Annotated in this window: 14 protein-coding genes and 1 riboswitch; all 14 genes read right to left on the bottom strand. The window is 30.9% G+C overall.

Annotation, left to right across the window (positions count from 1 at the left end):
• Positions 1-3: 3 nt before the first annotated feature.
• Entirely contained in the window at positions 4-951 is a 948-nt protein-coding gene (locus tag CLCOS_RS15610; protein WP_063601396.1) for an ABC transporter substrate-binding protein, read from the bottom strand.
• Positions 952-1050: 99 nt separating this feature from the next.
• Positions 1051-1229: riboswitch (cobalamin riboswitch) on the bottom strand.
• Between the two features lie 94 nt (positions 1230-1323).
• Positions 1324-2106: a YARHG domain-containing protein gene (locus CLCOS_RS15615; protein ID WP_063601395.1), complete on the bottom strand. Its 783-nt coding sequence runs from the start codon at positions 2104-2106 to the stop codon at positions 1324-1326.
• A 13-nt stretch (positions 2107-2119) separates the two neighbouring features.
• On the bottom strand, positions 2120-3175 hold the full coding sequence (locus CLCOS_RS15620; RefSeq protein WP_063601394.1) for a hypothetical protein: 1056 nt from the start codon (positions 3173-3175) through the stop codon (positions 2120-2122).
• A 2-nt stretch (positions 3176-3177) separates the two neighbouring features.
• Positions 3178-4452 (bottom strand): TRAFAC clade GTPase domain-containing protein, encoded by a 1275-nt coding sequence (locus tag CLCOS_RS15625; RefSeq protein WP_063601393.1) that lies wholly within the window; start codon positions 4450-4452, stop codon positions 3178-3180.
• Between the two features lie 185 nt (positions 4453-4637).
• A complete protein-coding gene (locus CLCOS_RS15630; protein WP_063601392.1) occupies positions 4638-5126 on the bottom strand; it encodes a hypothetical protein in 489 nt (162 codons plus the stop codon).
• A gap of 338 nt (positions 5127-5464) precedes the next feature.
• The gene (locus CLCOS_RS15635) at positions 5465-5815 is read right to left on the bottom strand and encodes a hypothetical protein (protein ID WP_013237258.1); all 351 of its coding nucleotides are present in this window, start codon (positions 5813-5815) and stop codon (positions 5465-5467) included.
• Positions 5816-5904: 89 nt separating this feature from the next.
• Positions 5905-6378 (bottom strand): NUDIX hydrolase, encoded by a 474-nt coding sequence (locus tag CLCOS_RS15640; RefSeq protein ID WP_063601391.1) that lies wholly within the window; start codon positions 6376-6378, stop codon positions 5905-5907.
• Positions 6379-6547: 169 nt separating this feature from the next.
• Positions 6548-7060 (bottom strand): hypothetical protein, encoded by a 513-nt coding sequence (locus CLCOS_RS15645; RefSeq protein ID WP_013237257.1) that lies wholly within the window; start codon positions 7058-7060, stop codon positions 6548-6550.
• Between the two features lie 212 nt (positions 7061-7272).
• Positions 7273-7440, bottom strand: coding sequence for a hypothetical protein (locus tag CLCOS_RS22515; RefSeq protein WP_023162780.1), 168 nt, complete (start codon positions 7438-7440; stop codon positions 7273-7275).
• A gap of 168 nt (positions 7441-7608) precedes the next feature.
• Entirely contained in the window at positions 7609-8256 is a 648-nt protein-coding gene (locus CLCOS_RS15650; protein ID WP_063601390.1) for a hypothetical protein, read from the bottom strand.
• 27 nt (positions 8257-8283) lie between these two features.
• A complete protein-coding gene (locus tag CLCOS_RS15655; protein ID WP_063601389.1) occupies positions 8284-9543 on the bottom strand; it encodes a vWA domain-containing protein in 1260 nt (419 codons plus the stop codon).
• 561 nt (positions 9544-10104) lie between these two features.
• Positions 10105-12450 (bottom strand): hypothetical protein, encoded by a 2346-nt coding sequence (locus CLCOS_RS15660; RefSeq protein ID WP_063601388.1) that lies wholly within the window; start codon positions 12448-12450, stop codon positions 10105-10107.
• A 32-nt stretch (positions 12451-12482) separates the two neighbouring features.
• Positions 12483-15890, bottom strand: a complete 3408-nt coding sequence (locus CLCOS_RS15665) for a tubulin-like doman-containing protein (protein ID WP_063601387.1) — start codon at positions 15888-15890, stop codon at positions 12483-12485.
• A 19-nt stretch (positions 15891-15909) separates the two neighbouring features.
• A complete protein-coding gene (locus CLCOS_RS15670; RefSeq protein WP_013237252.1) occupies positions 15910-17364 on the bottom strand; it encodes a vWA domain-containing protein in 1455 nt (484 codons plus the stop codon).
• Between the last annotated feature and the right edge of the window lie 2 nt (positions 17365-17366).

The raw sequence follows: 17366 nt of genomic DNA on the forward strand, positions 1-17366 counted from the left end.
TACTTAAAATGCTTCAGGATGAATTATCTTTGCCAGAGCTTCTAACCCATCTGCAAGTCTAGGTCCCTGTCTGCTTATAATATCTTCATCAATTTCGAAAAGTTTATTTTTCTTTACAGCATCCAAATCTTTATAACCCTTTGTAGACTTAATGCCATTTTTGCTATTAAATTTATTGGAACATATAAGTATATCAGGATTTTTTTCAACAAGTTTTTCGAGACTGTAATTCCAGCCTGTAACATCAGAAGCAGCATTTTTGCCTCCTGCCATTTCAATCATCTTGCCTACAAAAGTGTCTTTTCCCGCAGTAAAATCGCCGCTTGTACCATAGCTTACTACATAATATACTGTAGGGGTGCTCTTTCCTTTTACCTTTTCCTGTACAACTTTAACTTTTTCTTTCATATTTGAAACTATACTATATGCCTTTTTATTAGCATTCACTATTTTTCCTATATTTTCTATATTATTATAAGTATTTTCGAAGCTTTCATTTTTTGAAATAGTTAAAACCTTTATATTAAGCTGCTGCAGCTTTTTTAAAATGTCCGGTTTAGTTAAATTAGACGCTATTACAACATCAGGTTTAAGTTCAACAATTTTTTCAACACTTGGGTCAGTTACAGTACCCACAGATGGTATTTTAGAAGCTTGTGTAGGGTACGTGCAAAAATCAGTTCTACCTACCAAAATATTTTGTTTGTTTAATGCATAAATTGTTTCTGTAACATTAGGTGATAAGGATACCACCCTTTTAGGCTCACTTTGAATTGTAATTTCCGTATTAGTTGAATCTTTTAACTTTAAAGGATAAGTAGTATTTTTAACAGATTCACTTTTGCTGCTGTCTGTAGTAGAATTGCTTGTATTAGATGCTCCACATCCCGCCAAAAATACAGTAATCGTAATCATAATTAGTAAAACAAATTTTTTGCTACTCTTAAACATTAGTTACTCCCTCCAATTAATTCAATAAACTAAAAAAACTATTACCCATAGATAACAGTTTTTAAGTAAATTAATTTACTCTAAAGCCTATCCACGTAAGCTATCCGTAAATTTTAGGCAGGTCTCCTGGCTCTGATTCATTGTATATTTACACCTTCCCTGTTTCCAAGTGGCAATTTCATAAATATACTCCTCATTACAGTGGCGGGACCGCATAAGCTCTTCACTTATTTCCCTTTTAAACTTAAAAATCAAGTACCTAAAATTCAATATTAAATTATAGAATAAGTATATCATTTCTCCTATTTTATATCAAATTCTACTTTTTATACCCTATGCATTTTCAAAGAAATAACTAGTCAGTATTCTAGCTTACTTCTTATAATAATCTGCATCATATCCAGGTGACACATATTTCCCACGGCCTTCTGCTGTTAATATCACCTTTACATTATGTCTCTCAAGAGCAGAAAGTTCCTTGCCATCATTGGTATAATTAGGATTAGGCTTATACCAGGACTTACTTGCAAAATAACTCTTATATGGTTCTGTAGGAAATGTGTAGCCATGCCTTGCAAATATTTCATTTCTAGCAAGTGCCAGCTGCTTTTTACTCATACCTTTCAGGTCATTACTAGTAAGTGCCCTTGTATTGCTGTAAGGTATCACGTATTCTCCTGAATTATTATCTGAATCATTTTCATCATTGTTATTCAAATCAGAAGAAACGTTTTGCTTGGATTCCACATTTGAAACATTTTTGCCGGGACCTTTATTTATAAGTGAGGATATCATCTTAAAGGCAACAACAAATACAATTATAGTTAAAATAGTTATACCTATCATTTTGAAATTAAATGGCCGCTTATCTTTAAGTTGAGTGTCATCTATCTCTCTGGTAAATTCATCTTTATCTTTTCTATCTGTCTTTTTTGTTTCATGAGATGAACTAAAATCAAAAGTATCGCTGTTCTTTAAGCTATCCTCATGCTTTTTATCTTCTTTTTTATAGTCATTATTTTCTTTTCCATAATACTTTGTATCATCATTTTTATCCTCTTCTCTTTCACGTTCCTTTTCCTGTTTTGCACCGCAGTATACACAAAACTTATCATTTTCATCCAGCTCTGTACCACATTCTCTACATTTAGGCATCTACTTGTCACCTCTAATCTTTATTTAAAAATAACTTCTTTAAAAAATACACTAGATTATGTTTATGTTCAACTTGTTCATTTTCCTCCATACACATAGTACTTTCTTTAACTTCTTCATTTTTAGAAGATGGGCATAAAATATTATCATACATATCAATGGTAAATTTTTCTCTAGAGCAAACATTATCTGCCTGAATAAAGAATTCATTTAAAGCCTGCTCATTTTCTATATTATTCATAACAAAGTCTATAAAAATATGATATCTTTCATCAATTCCTTCAAGATAAAAATTATTATCTGCTATATCAAAAACATATCCTGCTTTTACATCTTGAGTAAGCCTTTTTATGCTTCCTTCAAGTAGAAATTCAATATTTATAAACTCCTTTATTTCAGGCTGCTTCACATAAGTTGTGAAACCAACCTTTCTCCTTACTGCAAAAGGAAGTGCCCTATACAGGTATTTTAGTATTCCTTTTATAACTTTATCCATATTTTCATCATAAGGAACCACAATATATATCTTTTTATTAAAAGCAGCTGCATCAAAACAAGCTTTTACCATATTTATAAACGTATTTTTATCTATAGAAGCAGCTAAAAACAAATCTTCTATAGAGTTAAACACATCACAGACTCTATCAACTTTCACTTCTCTCAAACTTTCTATAGAATTTCCCTTTTCCATATCATAATTTTCTACAAATCCTGAGGCATATATTATTTTTTCAGGATTTTCTATGTATAACTTTCTCTCATTCTCAGATATTACATAGCAGTGAGTAAAATACCTGTTTCTTTTTAAGGTATAGTCCTCCCCTGCAAAAACTGATTGCCCTATTATAATTTTTCCATCTCCAGTATTTGCATAAAAAAGTGCCTTTGGATATTTACTTAAATCTTTTTCTCCGGCTAAAAATGCAGGAGCAGTATAAGAGCATAAACTGTGAATAGTGTCTTTTATGAATTCATCCTCAAGTCCACTGCTTTTTGCAATAGTATCATAACCTGGAGTACTGCTAAATATTCCTCTTTTTTCCCTAGTATAATACTGCTGCTCTATCATATCTATTCCCTGCCCCCATCCAAATAATTCATTTTATAAAGCAGCCACAAAAAAGGCTCATCCACTCTAATAGGATTTATACTGCTGCTTCTATCTATTTCAAGATGATTGGAATTAGAACCCAGGGAAGATACTGCAAAATAACCTGCAGTTTTAAAGCAAGCATCCACGGCACCTTTAAATGGGGCATCAGCTTTCAATAAAAACTTTCTAACTTCACCATCAATATTTTCAAATTCATTTAAATTAAAAAATCCCTCATGATTGTAATTTTTAAATATATTACTGTTCTCTCCTATATATTCTTCATCCTTTAAATTCTTAAGCATATCACTTTTAGTAACTACTACTGCCGTAGGTATGTGCGTTTTTTCTTTAGATTCCTTGGATATAAAATTTTCAAACAAATACACTATTATATCCTTCGGTTCCTGATACTTTTCCGTAAAGTCACCTTTTTCCCTATTCACAATACTTAACTTTTTCCTCAAAGTCCTCATTTGAAGTGGATCCACAAGAAATATTATTCCATCTGAATTTTTTATATGTTCTGCATGATTTTCCATATAGGCCTTATCTGTCATACCCTCACCTGGTATATCGTAAAAAATAAGAGTCAAAGGTGGAATTTTATCTTCTTTAAATTTTAAATTTTCTATTAAAGGTTCTACATGCTGTTTGGGAGTAGGATCGAGCATTAAATTTTTTTCAAAAATTCTCTCTTGATTTTCTCTTATCTCATCATTGTAACCAGAGTTTCCTGCAATAAGAGATGCCCCTATTCTTTCACAAGTATACTTTTCAATAACATAAAGAAGAGTTGTCATATATACGGACTTCCCTACTTGAGAAGCTCCTATAACAGATATAATTTTAGAAGGTCCTCTTCCTGAAGTTATGGGCAAATCATTATGACAGTAAGGACATAATCTTTCATCTGTACTTACATCATATTTATCCTTTATTTCAATCAGTACTTTGTCCACTCTAGTCTTATTTCTTTCAGGAAGCACTTGGGCCTTAACAACGGGATTCATTGGTCCTAAAGTTCCTTTTCCTATCTTTTTATAGTATCTATTAAGAAGCTCATCCTCTACCTTTTCATATTCAGGATCGCCCTTTTCCGAGTGAGAAGCCCTGAATACCACATGATCTGATTTAAATTTTTTAAAGCAAAAAGGACATGTTATCATAAAAGGTCCTCTTTCATAAGTTGCCTTCTCATAAGTATTTCTAGATTCACTATTACCACTCCTGAAAAATTTAAAGATTCCCATACTCTCACTCCTCCATATTAAATCTCCTAAATTGAGAATAAACACATAGTGCTTACTATAAATATTTTTTCATATTTTCAAGAATAACCGAATATCCATTTGGCCACATATGTATACCTTCTATTGAAAATTCTTCTTTCAAATTTCCTTCTTCATCCATCACTTTAGTACCTCTATTCTATTGATTAATCAAAAAAATCCTTATGAGAAATATCTATATTATTACTGGCACTTACGTTTATGGCAAAATTACCACTTGCATTTGCCCCGATAATTCTAATAGAATATTTTCCATCATTAGGCGTAGTAAAATTTATATTACCTTTGTCTTTTAATTCATTTTTTTTCGCTATAATATTATATTTTGAATCTAAAATAACAATGTAAAATTTTCCTTCACTGATTTTTGTATCATCATTAATACTTATTTTATTACCTTTGTTAGATGTAAACTGCATTAAAGACCACTTTCCATCAAATTTTTTGAAATCAAAACTTTCACTATTTTTATCACTTTTGTGAGTTCCATTATAGTCAATGCTCTTATCTTCATTTATGCTTGATAAATACCTATTTGAGTCAATATTATGGAAATAATTATTATATAATGCCATTCCTCCTCCAATTATTATAACTATTAAGGCAAAAATATTTAATTTTTTCTTCTTTCTCATTTTACTAATCCTCCACTTTAAAGTGTTTACCACTTTTTATCCACTTTAATTTTACAACTATTTTATACTATTTAATTAAAGCACACTAATTTAGACATATAATTTTACGAGTGTGAATTAAATTCTCTAAAACATAAATTCAGTTATAAACTTTACGATCTATATGTGATTTTAAGTAAAATTTGAACTTATACGCAAAGATATTTTACAACCTACAAAGCTTTTAAAAATAACAAAGAACATATATAGAATTTATAATAATGTCTGGAACCTAATCCTCCTATTTATTCACCAGTAAAAAAAATAAATTTTAATTCATATCTTACTTTGTATTGAATTTAAAACCTTCTAATTAAGACACCTTTCATATTTGCTGAATCATTATGAATATGATAAATCTTTTCTTTTTCTTCCTCAGTACATCCAATTAATATTTTAATTTCTGAATCCTTTTTTATTAAATCTATAGTACACATTATCGCATCTATTTTTTGTTCCTTGTCTGTTCCTTTCCAAATATCAATTCCACTACCATCCATTGATGAAGTACCTCTTAGATAACCATAATCTATTTCATAAAGGAAATCTGGATATTTGGGATGAACTGTTCCCTTGGGCCTATCAATAACAACCTCCGATTCTTGCACAAGACTATCTAATACATTCCAAAATTCTATGTTATATTCCATAAACCATTTTCCCCCAAATTCAAATAATCTTCAGTTCACGATATTTTACCATTGTTCAATAATAAAAGAATATTACACATTTATATTATTTAATAAATGTTTATTGGACTATTGAGTATATTTCCAGCAATAATCTCCAAAAGAAGATTACCAATTTGTGGCGTGAAAAATTCTTCGTTCGATGATACTATCTCATCTAGGCTCCACCATCTATAATCTTTTAAAGTTCTTACCTCATTGAGTGTCATGTTTTTAAAGGATATATCTGTATTCTCTAATCTAATAAGATAATACCTCTCATAACTAACAAAATCTCCTTTTTTGCCATTAAAGACTACTTCTTTTGTCCATATCCAAGGTCCTATTGAATCGAATACCAAGCCTGTCTCTTCAAATAATTCTCTTTTTAATGCTTGTTCAAAGTTTTCGCCTTCCTCAACTCTACCACCAGGAGTTACCCATAAAACCTTCTCGCTTTGAATTTTAGGGAATTTAAATTTGAATAACAATATTTTATTTTCACTACTAATTAATGCGGCTCGAGCTGATTTCCTTATAAACATATTATCCCCCTATAAGATTACCAATTTTAGTTCATCATAATTTACTTTTAAGTCACATAATAAGAATATTATGAACTAAGTCAAAGTATCTTTTAATCAATTAATTATCCCCTTTGTGTACTAAAATTTTTTATGAATGTTGTAAGTTAAAAATTAATATTAATGTGACTTAGCATTGTTTTCTATATTGATTTTTGCTTAAATAAGTCCACTTGTTTTTAATACCTTTCTCATACTTAGGAATTGCTAAATAAAATTTTTCAGGAATAATTTCATCCTTATAAATCCTATATCTTACATAAGAACCTTGCTTAAAGTCATAAACTTTCTTAACTCCTATTGCTTCAAATTTATGTCTATATTTCTTACCATCTATACTAAAGACAACTGAATATTTGCTTTTAAATAGTGTATATTTAACTACAGGTGCAGTATAAGAAGGTAGGTATTTTATTTTACATTCCATAGCCCTAATTTTCTTTTTTAAGACAATGCAGATAACTATGAATAGTATCGCTATAACTATTCCAATTAATGAAACCCTGAAATACATAGTTTTGTTATAATGAAAAAGAGAGTCTGTACCTCTCCTACCTTTTAGCAAGCCCATGAACGGCATCCCAAATCCAATACAAACTATGATAGTAAAAAAACTGAGTAAATTATTTATTGTCTTGTACATTTACCATGCCCCCATTACTGACAGTTATAATTCCTTCAAAATTGTCTCAGAGTATTAACATTTCCTCTTGCATCGTTCGTAATATTTTACAAATGTGAACTCTCTCATAAATCGCTAATAAAAATGTCTTAGAGTACTTGAGAATTGAAAGTGGAAAATTTTATTTTTTTCCCCTTTCTAACAAAGATTACTCATTTTAAATTCAAATATTGCTAATTATCAAATAGTTTCGGGTATAAGTACAATAGACATCCATCTACTATTCCAAGTATAATATAATTAATTAGATTACTTTTTAGTTTGATAACCTCAAATCCTATAAAAAATGTTAAGAAAATAATTAAGAAATTTATTAATGCAAATAATTTATTCTTTTTCATGTTTTACCACCTATCATCCATTATTAATAATATCTTACAAATGTGAGTTCTCTTATAAAGCTCTTAGATTTTCTAGAATTTTTTACTTAGACTTATCAAAATATTTAACGGGCTGAAGGTTGTAAAATATCCAGAGAATAAGTAAAATTTTACTTACAACCTACAAAGCTATATCTGTTTTAATCTATAACTACCACCGTATTTATCAACATTCTTTATAAATACTTTTACATATTCATCTTTTTTTACTGTTATTTCTGGCATCTCATTTATGCCCACATGAATATCACAGATAAAATCAAAACTTATACCATCCTTATTGTTCACAGGATAAGAATCTCTCTTTTTTACATAGCACAATACATCCTTATGGAGAGGAATTTCTGACTTTATAGTTATCTGTAATTTTTTATCCTTGGAAAATAACCCTTTTAGAGATTTTACTTCTTTTATGTCATAATATATGTCAGGTTTCCCTGTACTCACTACAATTTGATTTTTACCGTTATTCTGCTTTACAAAAAGTATATCATCATCACTTTCAATAGCTGGGAAAACATAGTACCTATACTGATTTATTTCTTTAATGCTCTCACAATACCCATTGAATTCCTTATACTCTTCCATAGTATATAATTTTGCACTTTTCAACTCTGCATCATTCAAGGAAAGATCATCTAAGTTGTCAGTTTTCATTACATACACTATATCTGTATTTTTAGGCCACTTCCATCTTATATAAAGCCTGTCTTTCTCAACTTCGCAGCTAATTTCACATATTTCATTGGAGCTATCTTCAAATTCAATTATCTTCATTAACCTACCACCCAATTCTAAATATAATTACCTAAAAGTATTACCTTTAGTTTTGTCAAAACTAGTCCTCTGATTTCCTCTCAAATAACTGCTTTTAGAATAATCCTTTATATCAACTATAACTGGAATTAGCGTAAATATAAGTGCAATCATAATAACTAAAAGTGCCCTATAAAGAGAACCATGATCTGGAGAATTTAAAAATCCTACTTCCATGATAAGTCCTCCTAAAAATCCAGCTGCAATTCCACCTATTAAAAATCTCTTAAGTAAATTCTTATTATCAAATACAAAACTTGTAGACATTGTTATAAGTCCAGATATAATTGTAATTAAAAGTACTCTAAGTATCATATATAAAGTAGAAGATTCAGTTAATCCATCTCTTCTGTCTACTAATAACCTCTGCTGAGTTGCATAATATATCTTACTAAAGGTTCCCTTTAAATCACTGGCATTTTTTACATTATAATATTCTCCATGAGTATCTTTTGCAATTTTCTTTAAGGTAGTAAAGTTATTTTCATTAGACATACCTATTGTGTAAATAGAAATATTTGAGTCTTTAAAAGGTTTAAGAGTCTCATCAAATTTTTTATTTAATCCAAAATTGTCTTCACCATCTGAAAGCAAAATTACCGCAGCCTTTCTTCCAGGTCTTTTAGTTGAATTTATTTCATTATAAGCACTGTCAATGGCTTCTCCCATGTTAGTATTCCCAGCTGGAATTTCATATTGTTTCAACTCTTCCTCAGCATTTTTCTTAAGAGACTCTGAAACCTCTGTCATAGGTATTATTCTCTTTGAAGTATCGTCAAACTTATATATTGAAACCCTATTTTGTGTGTTCATATTATCCATAAGATTTAAAACCGAAGAAAATCTTTCATTTTGAGGGTCAGTATTTGCCATACTTCCTGACGTATCTATTACAAAAACTATATCGTTCACCTTTTGAAACTTCAATCCGCTGCTTTCATATATAAATTGAAAAAGCATGCCAAATACAAAAATTGCAATAAAAGTACAGGGAATCAAAAATTTAAAAGAAGTCTTTAAATAATTGTTTTTCCACCCAACTCCATTCAGCCTTGGATTTATCATCTCTCCTACAAGACAAAAAGTACCTATGCAAAGTGCTATGATTCCAAAGTAAAACCCCATAAGCAAACTTCCACTCATCTTGTACTTATAAGCATTTATAAAAATTTCCCCTGCAATAAATCCTATGATGCCTCCTATTAAACTCATAACGGTCATAGTTAAATTTATTCTTTTTTCTACCAACTGGATACCCCTCCTACCTCATATAACAAAGTTCAAAGTTCAAATATCAAAGTTTAAATAATTTTTTATACGCTCTTTCAATGACAAATATAGTTGAAAATTGAGAATTGAGAGTTGACAGTTATGGATGATTTTCTTCCGTTAACACTGCAGAAAATCTAAAATATAATACCATTAAAGCTTCGCTTCAATGAGCTTTAAATTTAAGGTTTTCCGTAATGTGGTGGAGAAAAACCTTCATTCACTCTCCACTTTCAATTCTCAACTTCTAATTAAGTTGAAACTTCTTCAGAAATACTGCTGCATGGGATTTTCAGCCTAAATTTGAACTTATACATAACATATAATGATAAAATTGAAATCACATTTAAAAAATTTTTTAGAAGTCTTAGTGAGATATTTTAGAAAATCTTAGAAGCTTAGATATTGTTTGAGGTACGAGTTTAGCTAAGATTCTTAGATTTTCAAAATATCGAACTTTAGACTTATTAAAAGTTTTTATAGTGATGAAATTTATCATTATATGATTTATAAGTCAAATTTTAAGCTGCAATCTCTATGCTAGTTTATTTCTGGCAGCAATTTCTCATCTACTCCATGGATCAAATATCCATTTTCCATACAATAATTATAAAATTCCATTGAATTTCTTACATAAATAATATCCTTTGCTCCAAAACCACCCATTAAATTCAATTTTTCAATACCACTGCTCTTTATTTCATCTATGTATCCTATTTTATAATTTCTGGTTTTTCTGTCAAAATCAAAAGCATACTTTATAAAGTCACTGCTGTAATCTCCAAAAAAGTATTTTTCCATGTAGGGCTTTACATCATAATTCATTATATAAATTTTCAAAGCTGAATTTTTATCCAACATGTCGTAGAGTTTTCGATATAGTTCTTCTTTTGAAAGCACCTTAGTTTCCAAATTAGGAACATTCACATTGGCCCTTTCATTAAATTCTTCTTCAAAAGATTTTTTAAACTGATCCTCACTTAAAATATATTTAGTGCAAAAATATATTATCTTCCCCAGAAATTTTTCATCCGATTCCTTTAAATTCTCTACTGTATTTCCCAGGTATTTATCTTCTAAATAAAAAGCTTTTCCAAAATTTTTCTCAAGTTTATCCAATATATCATTTACTACATTTTTATAATAAGCCCTTACATTTTGAGCTGTATATTTATCCTGTTTTTCTATAACTTTATTTTCACAACTTTTTATTGTCTGTCCTATATCCTTTACCCTATTTATGTAACTTGAAATTTCACTGTGAACTTTTAAAAGTATATCCTCGTAAATATCAAGAATTTTCTTTGATATATTTAATTTCAGTATTTCTAGTTTTCTACCGTATATATCTAAAAATATTTTCTCCTGAGCTTCCTTTACCTGGGCACCTTTTGAAAAAAAACTTTTAATACCAAAGCTAGGAGCAAATCTTGTCTCATATATATCCTTAATTTCATCATTTAACTTACTTACAAATTTCAAAATAGAATCTCTTCTATTTCTTATATAATTTACAGTTTCTCCTTCCTCCGAGGTCCAGTTAAAGGCACAATATAAATTAAGCTTATTGTCCTCAAGTATATTTTTTCTAATCAAAGTCCTCATATTATTTTCTAAATCACAGTTTTTCACCGATTCCTCAGAAGGCTTTTGAAAGTTTTCAAAGAAAAACTTTTCGCATCTATCGTCATATAACTTTTCTTCTATCTCCCTTAAGTTAAAACTTGATATTTTTTTCTCTACCTGTTTTAAATTATCTGTCATAATCCCCTGCATGTCTTCTATTGTTACTCCCTCAGGAAGTATTTCTTCAACTTGCAGTTCAATACTTGCCTCATCAATTTTTAAAATTTCATTTATAAATTCCTGCTGCTTTTTAGAAAGTGTATTCATTTCCTTTAACATTCTTTCATAAAATGCTCCAAGCACAGAAATAGCAATGGCACTATTAGGTCTTCTCACCTGTGAAAGTCCTGCTGAAATATACCTATTCATAGAATTATCATAACTTATGTTTGATTTAAATATATTGTTGTCGTAGTACTGATTTTCCGTATCCGAATAGGCATTGGATGATGCCTCCCTATTTTTCATAAGATTTATATAGGAAATTATTTCATAGTTGTTATCCATGGAACCTTTAGGAATTATGCCCTTCTCATTTTTTTCTTCCAGCACATAGGTAAGATAAAATAAAGGTCCTTCCCAGGTAACATTAAGCTGTGTCTCGTCCCCATAAACAGCTATGTCTTCTTTAAACCTAAAGTTATCTTTTTGAAAATATTCCACTTCCCTAAAAAATCCTACTGTAACTGCCCCTTCATAGACCTCATCCTCTAAATTTTGACTTTTAATCAAAACATAGAGATCTGCAGAGCTGAGCTTAAATACCTCCAGCATCCTCTTTTTTAAAAGTACAGTTACTTCTGTAAGTATTACATTCAATGGTTCCTTAGACGTAGTAATTACAGAAATATTTATGCTGTCAAAGGAGTTAAACATGTCCCCCTCTGACAACAATTTATCTCTAGCTTCTGTAATTTTTCCATTTAAATTTTTAAGATCTTCCTTATTACTATAAAATCTATCTCTTATATCTTTTCTCAACGTCTTTTTATTTTTAAAATCTTCATGGAGCTGGATGTTAAAAGAATTATCCGTGTCTTTAACAGATTTTGTGGAAACATTTATAAAAACTGCACCTCTGCCATTATCCCATTTTTTATCTATACTATTTCTAATATACTCATAGGCATCTTCAGTACTATCTCCTATAAAGAGGAAAAGTATGGGGTTATTCACATTTCTTTTAGTGTCACCGTCGTATATTGTTTTTTCCACCTTTAAATCATACTTTTCCACAAAATTTTTTAAAACTTCTTCCATGAAAATTCCTCCCAATTACAGATCCATATTATCTAAGCCAGCAATTTTTGTACTTCTTGAAGTCTTGAAAGTATGTCAGTATAAAAAGCATACAATTTATCACCCTCTACCATCTGATACTTTCTAGTGTCCAGTTCACCAACAGATGATTTCACTTCTTCTATAATAGAACTTACTTTCAATTTTAGAATTTCAACTCCATCTCCTGTGGAAAGTTGTTCTAACTTTCTATCTGAAGTTTTATCTACAATAGTCTTTTCTCCCTTATCTAAAGTCTCATATTTATCAAATATAGCCTTATACTGATATTCCTTTTGCTTTAATACATTTATAAAAGGTTCTATATCTACTTTGCTGTCTTCACTTCCATTATAGACATAAAGCAAACCCTTCTTTATTATAGTTTCCGTATAAAGTGCCCTTAAAAAACTATCTACATTAGCTTCAGCTTTGCTCAAATCTGATATTATATTTTCAAGCTCCTTTTTCTTATCTATTATTTTTTCATACTTTTCCACCTCTTTTTTTACAAGCTCTGTAAGTTCTGGAGTTCTTATCAGATCAATTTTAGCCTTTTCGCTGCTGCTGCTTTCATAAATATAATATTTCTGGCTGTCACTATCTTGCACAGGGGTCAGCTTATCCTGAATAAGTTTGTTCATATCCCCTATGGCCCTTTTTACCTCTCCTATATTTATTTTGTCACCTTTCATATCCATATTATAATTTTTCATAAAATCATCTATATCAAATTCTTCAGTAATAATACACTTGTATCTTTCATTGCTTCCCTTTTGGGTATCTACTATACATCCAAGTTCTAAGGCTCTGTCAAAGAGATTCCTTACTTTTTCATTATATTCTTTCACTCTATCATTTACATAAGTTGTACCCCAAGCTTCTTCTGGAATAGGTGATGGAAGGTATACCCAATTTTTCTCTCCATTTTGATATAAATGCCTTCCTATTCCATCCCGTTCAAACATAGTCTTTTCATAAATCTCTTCGTAATGTTTTATAGGAGCATAAGAATACAATGGAACTCCATTTTTAGTATTAAGCCAGAATATCCTATTTGTAACCATACTCTCCTTGATGTTAATGGCATTGCCTTTATTAGAGTTTTTCTTATATTCCTTAATTCCTTCAAGAATTTTCTTTGCATTTCTAGGCACTGAAACCATGCTCCATGCCGGGAAATTCAATGCCTCCGTATTACTTAAATGGAAAATAGGCACTGCGTCTCTATCAAGCTTTGGTGCAATTTCATCTTTAACTATATTTATTATAGATTTATCTTCTCCGTATTCTAAGGCAAGGAAATCTTCCATGGACTTTGTTATTACATCTCCGTATTCTTCTGAGACAAAACTTGAAATTGAGCCAACTACATCAATATGCATTTCGTCAATCCATTTCTCAGATTCCTCTAAAAGTCTCTCAGAAAATCTCCTTACAATATCATCTGCTTCTTCTTTATTCACAACTTTTTCAATATAATCCACTAAATCCGGCACTTTTACTACTGTCCAGGAATAAGTTCTTCCAAGAGCTCCTTCTATTTCCTCTCCCTTTACAAGTACGTCTCCATCTTCTTTAAATATCCTGTTCAATTCATTTAATATTTCAGTATATACCCTATAAATACTGTTATTCAGTTTGCTAAGCTCTTCAATTACACTGCTGTAAAAATCAGCCATCCTCATTATTCTCTGTTCTTCAGATTTTAATAAATACTCTTCACTTTTAGCCTCTATGTAATCATTTTTTTTGCCTTCTTTAGTAAACAATAGGGCTTTTCTAGCTTCTACAAACTTATCCTCAGCTAGTTCTTCTGCAGACTTTATTTCCGTAGAAATATTCATAAGTCTTTCATTTAAAGAAGTTACCTGTGCCTCTAGAGTTCTTACAACACAAAATCCATCTGAAAACAACACCCTGGATGCATAAAAAGGTCCTTTTTTAGGGTCTTTAAAAATTTGATTCACCATATCCTTAACCAGTTTTAAAATTTCGCCCGGATACTGTGTTTTTACTTTATCATATTCATTTGTGCAGTCCCTCAAGTACTCCTTCATCTCTTCATCTATATTCACGGACTGCTTTTTTATTACATTGTCATAATTAAACTTTTCCCTGTTTTTATAACCTGTTAGTGGCTTTCTATTTTGAAGATGCTCTTCAAATCTGTCTATTACAGCATCCTCATCTAATCTTGCCTTTCTTATAAACTGATCTATTTCCTGTTCTTTAGGCATGTTCTCAAACATATACTGTATTTTTTCAAAAAGTTTATATGCCATATAAGTAGTAATTTCTTCAAGAGGAAGTACTGCAGAGGAGGCACCTATCATTACATATTTGTAATTTGCCATATATGGTTTTGCCATATTATCCGTGTTCTGCTTCAAGTTGCTTATATAATCCTGTATTGCAAATACTCCTCCAGATTCTCTAACCTCATTTGACATGAAGTTTACAATATTTTCTGCAGTTACATTCATGCAGTAGTCATAGGCATTGCTCATAGGTCTGCCGTCTACATTTGTAGCAGAAATAAGATGGCACAGATTAAAAGGAGGCATAGGTGAATCCACTGTAAGCCTATTTCTGTATTTTTGAGTAAACCTCTCATGTCTGTCTCCAATACCCATAAGATAATCCAGTTCCTTAAGTGCTGCAAATCCATTTTTTATAATATAGGATTGTGCAGATTGGTTGTCAGAAGTCTTAGATAAGTTAACATCTGGCATAAATAAATAGCTCATAATATTTACCTTGTCATCGCCTTTTGCTCCGTAAATATTATTCATTATTCCCCTTACTATATAGGCAATATCTATGAAGGTTCCACTTCCAGTTCCTCCTGAAAGTCCAGAAAGTACAAACACATGTAAAATTTCCTCTGTGTCTTCCTGAAGAAGTCTTATTTTCTTTTCTAAGCAATCCACAATCTCATTAATTTTTGTAAAAAGCAGCAGTCTGCCAACCTGTCTAACTCCACCTGCACCATCAGTACCACTTTCAGAAGACAACTCTGGTGCCAGCCACTCTTTTATACAATCATCTAGTATCTTACGATCGTTTAATATGGACCTAACTTCTGCATTTGAAAGCATGACAAGTTCACTTTGAGGATCAAGTCCTACCCCACCATTCATGGGATATCTTTTATTTTTTTCTCCCTGATTTGTTTCAAAACCTAAGAACTCAACTTTCTTGGGTTTATCTTTTCTTGTATTTGAAATACTGTCCTGTTCTAGCACAAATCTTTTATTTATTTGATATTTTAATCTCAGCATAGCATCTATACCTGTTCCTCCAAGTCCTATTACAAGAACTGGATTAGGTATGGTTTCTATACGTATCTTATCACTTATTATTCCTCCACCTTTGCTAACTTCAAGGTCTTCCAGGTGTTCCCTAACTCTAGTATTCATATTCTACCTCCCTTTGACACTATTTTGAGTGAAATTCTAATGTTATACTCTTTGTTACTTTATTTAAAAACACTGTTACTTTATCCCTGTTATAAAGGAGTAGCTTAGAACCCTCCTCAAGCTTTCTACCAGACTTTTGCAGTACACAGCCTGACTTATTTACAAGTTCTATGCTGTCATCTTCTTTAAATATGAATTTTATATTTTCTGTTTCTGCATACTCTTCTTTTAATCCTAAGACTTCAAAAAGTGTAAAACTTCCGCTGTAATTATCCAAATTTCTAAATTGAGGTGAAAGAACCTCACTAGTACTTTCATCCTTAATGTGAATTTCTAGTCTTCCAAATCCCTGTACACGTCTTTTCTTCATCAGTACAAAGGCTGCAAGACCTATAATAATTAGTGCTGCAGCCGCAGCTGCTCCTATGACCTTTGGACTTTTAAATACAGACTTATCGCCTTGAATGTTTTTATCTACAGAACTTTGGTTTCCCTGATTTTTATAGTTAAATACATAACTTATCTTTATATTACTTCCGCTTACACCTTTCACCTTTAGATTCCACTGACCGCTCGCAGGTTTTACAATCTTAAGTACTGAATACTTCTTTGATTTTGTAAAAACCACATCACTTGAAGGTATCTGTATTTCCTTACCTGAAGGGTTTATAAGCTTTAATTCTAAAGGGTTGTCTGTAACCATAGATATATTGGCTTCCAAAACATTTGACCCTGGTACATTTATTTTAAAATCCTGAAAGGTTCCATCAGCCACAATATTTCCCTGATCCTGAACTTTTACATTTGCACTGTCTCCATATATATCCTTTAGTATATCTGTAAGGTCTGATGCCTTATTGGTTATGTAGTTTTTTCCCTTTGTTTCACTGGCTATTTGAGTTAACTGTGCTTTATCTACAGTTCCATCATAGTTGAGTCCTATAGTATACACAGGATAACCTTTGCTTTTGCATGTGCTTATTGCACTATTTAAATCCTTTAAAGATTCACTGGCACTCCTTTGAGAATCATTTTTGCCATCGGACAGCAGTATTATAAGTGGTCTATTATTGCTGTCATGTCCACTATCTAATACCTTTGCACCTTCCAAAAGACCTCTTCCAATATCGGTTTTCTGCCCAAGAGGTATATTAGAAGCCATTTCCTCTATTCTCTCTTTATCCGATTCAGAATTTATTGCATCCAGGTTATGTTCTTTTATTATAGTATCTGAATAAGCCACAAGTCCTGCCTTGTTTCCCTGTACCTGTCCCATATCCAAAAACATCTTTATAGCTTCTGTCCTTATCTCCTCTGGATCACTTTGTTTCATAGACCCACTTGAATCAAGCACAAAAACTACATCTACATTTGGAGATGATGTACTGGCATATACCTTTTGTGAAGGTATAAAACCCAATTGAAGAACATACACAAAAACTGCAATGAGAACCATCTTAGCTCTAGTTTTCACAG

The organism is Clostridium coskatii (assembly GCF_001675205.1).
GTDB lineage: Bacteria > Bacillota > Clostridia > Clostridiales > Clostridiaceae > Clostridium_B > Clostridium_B ljungdahlii.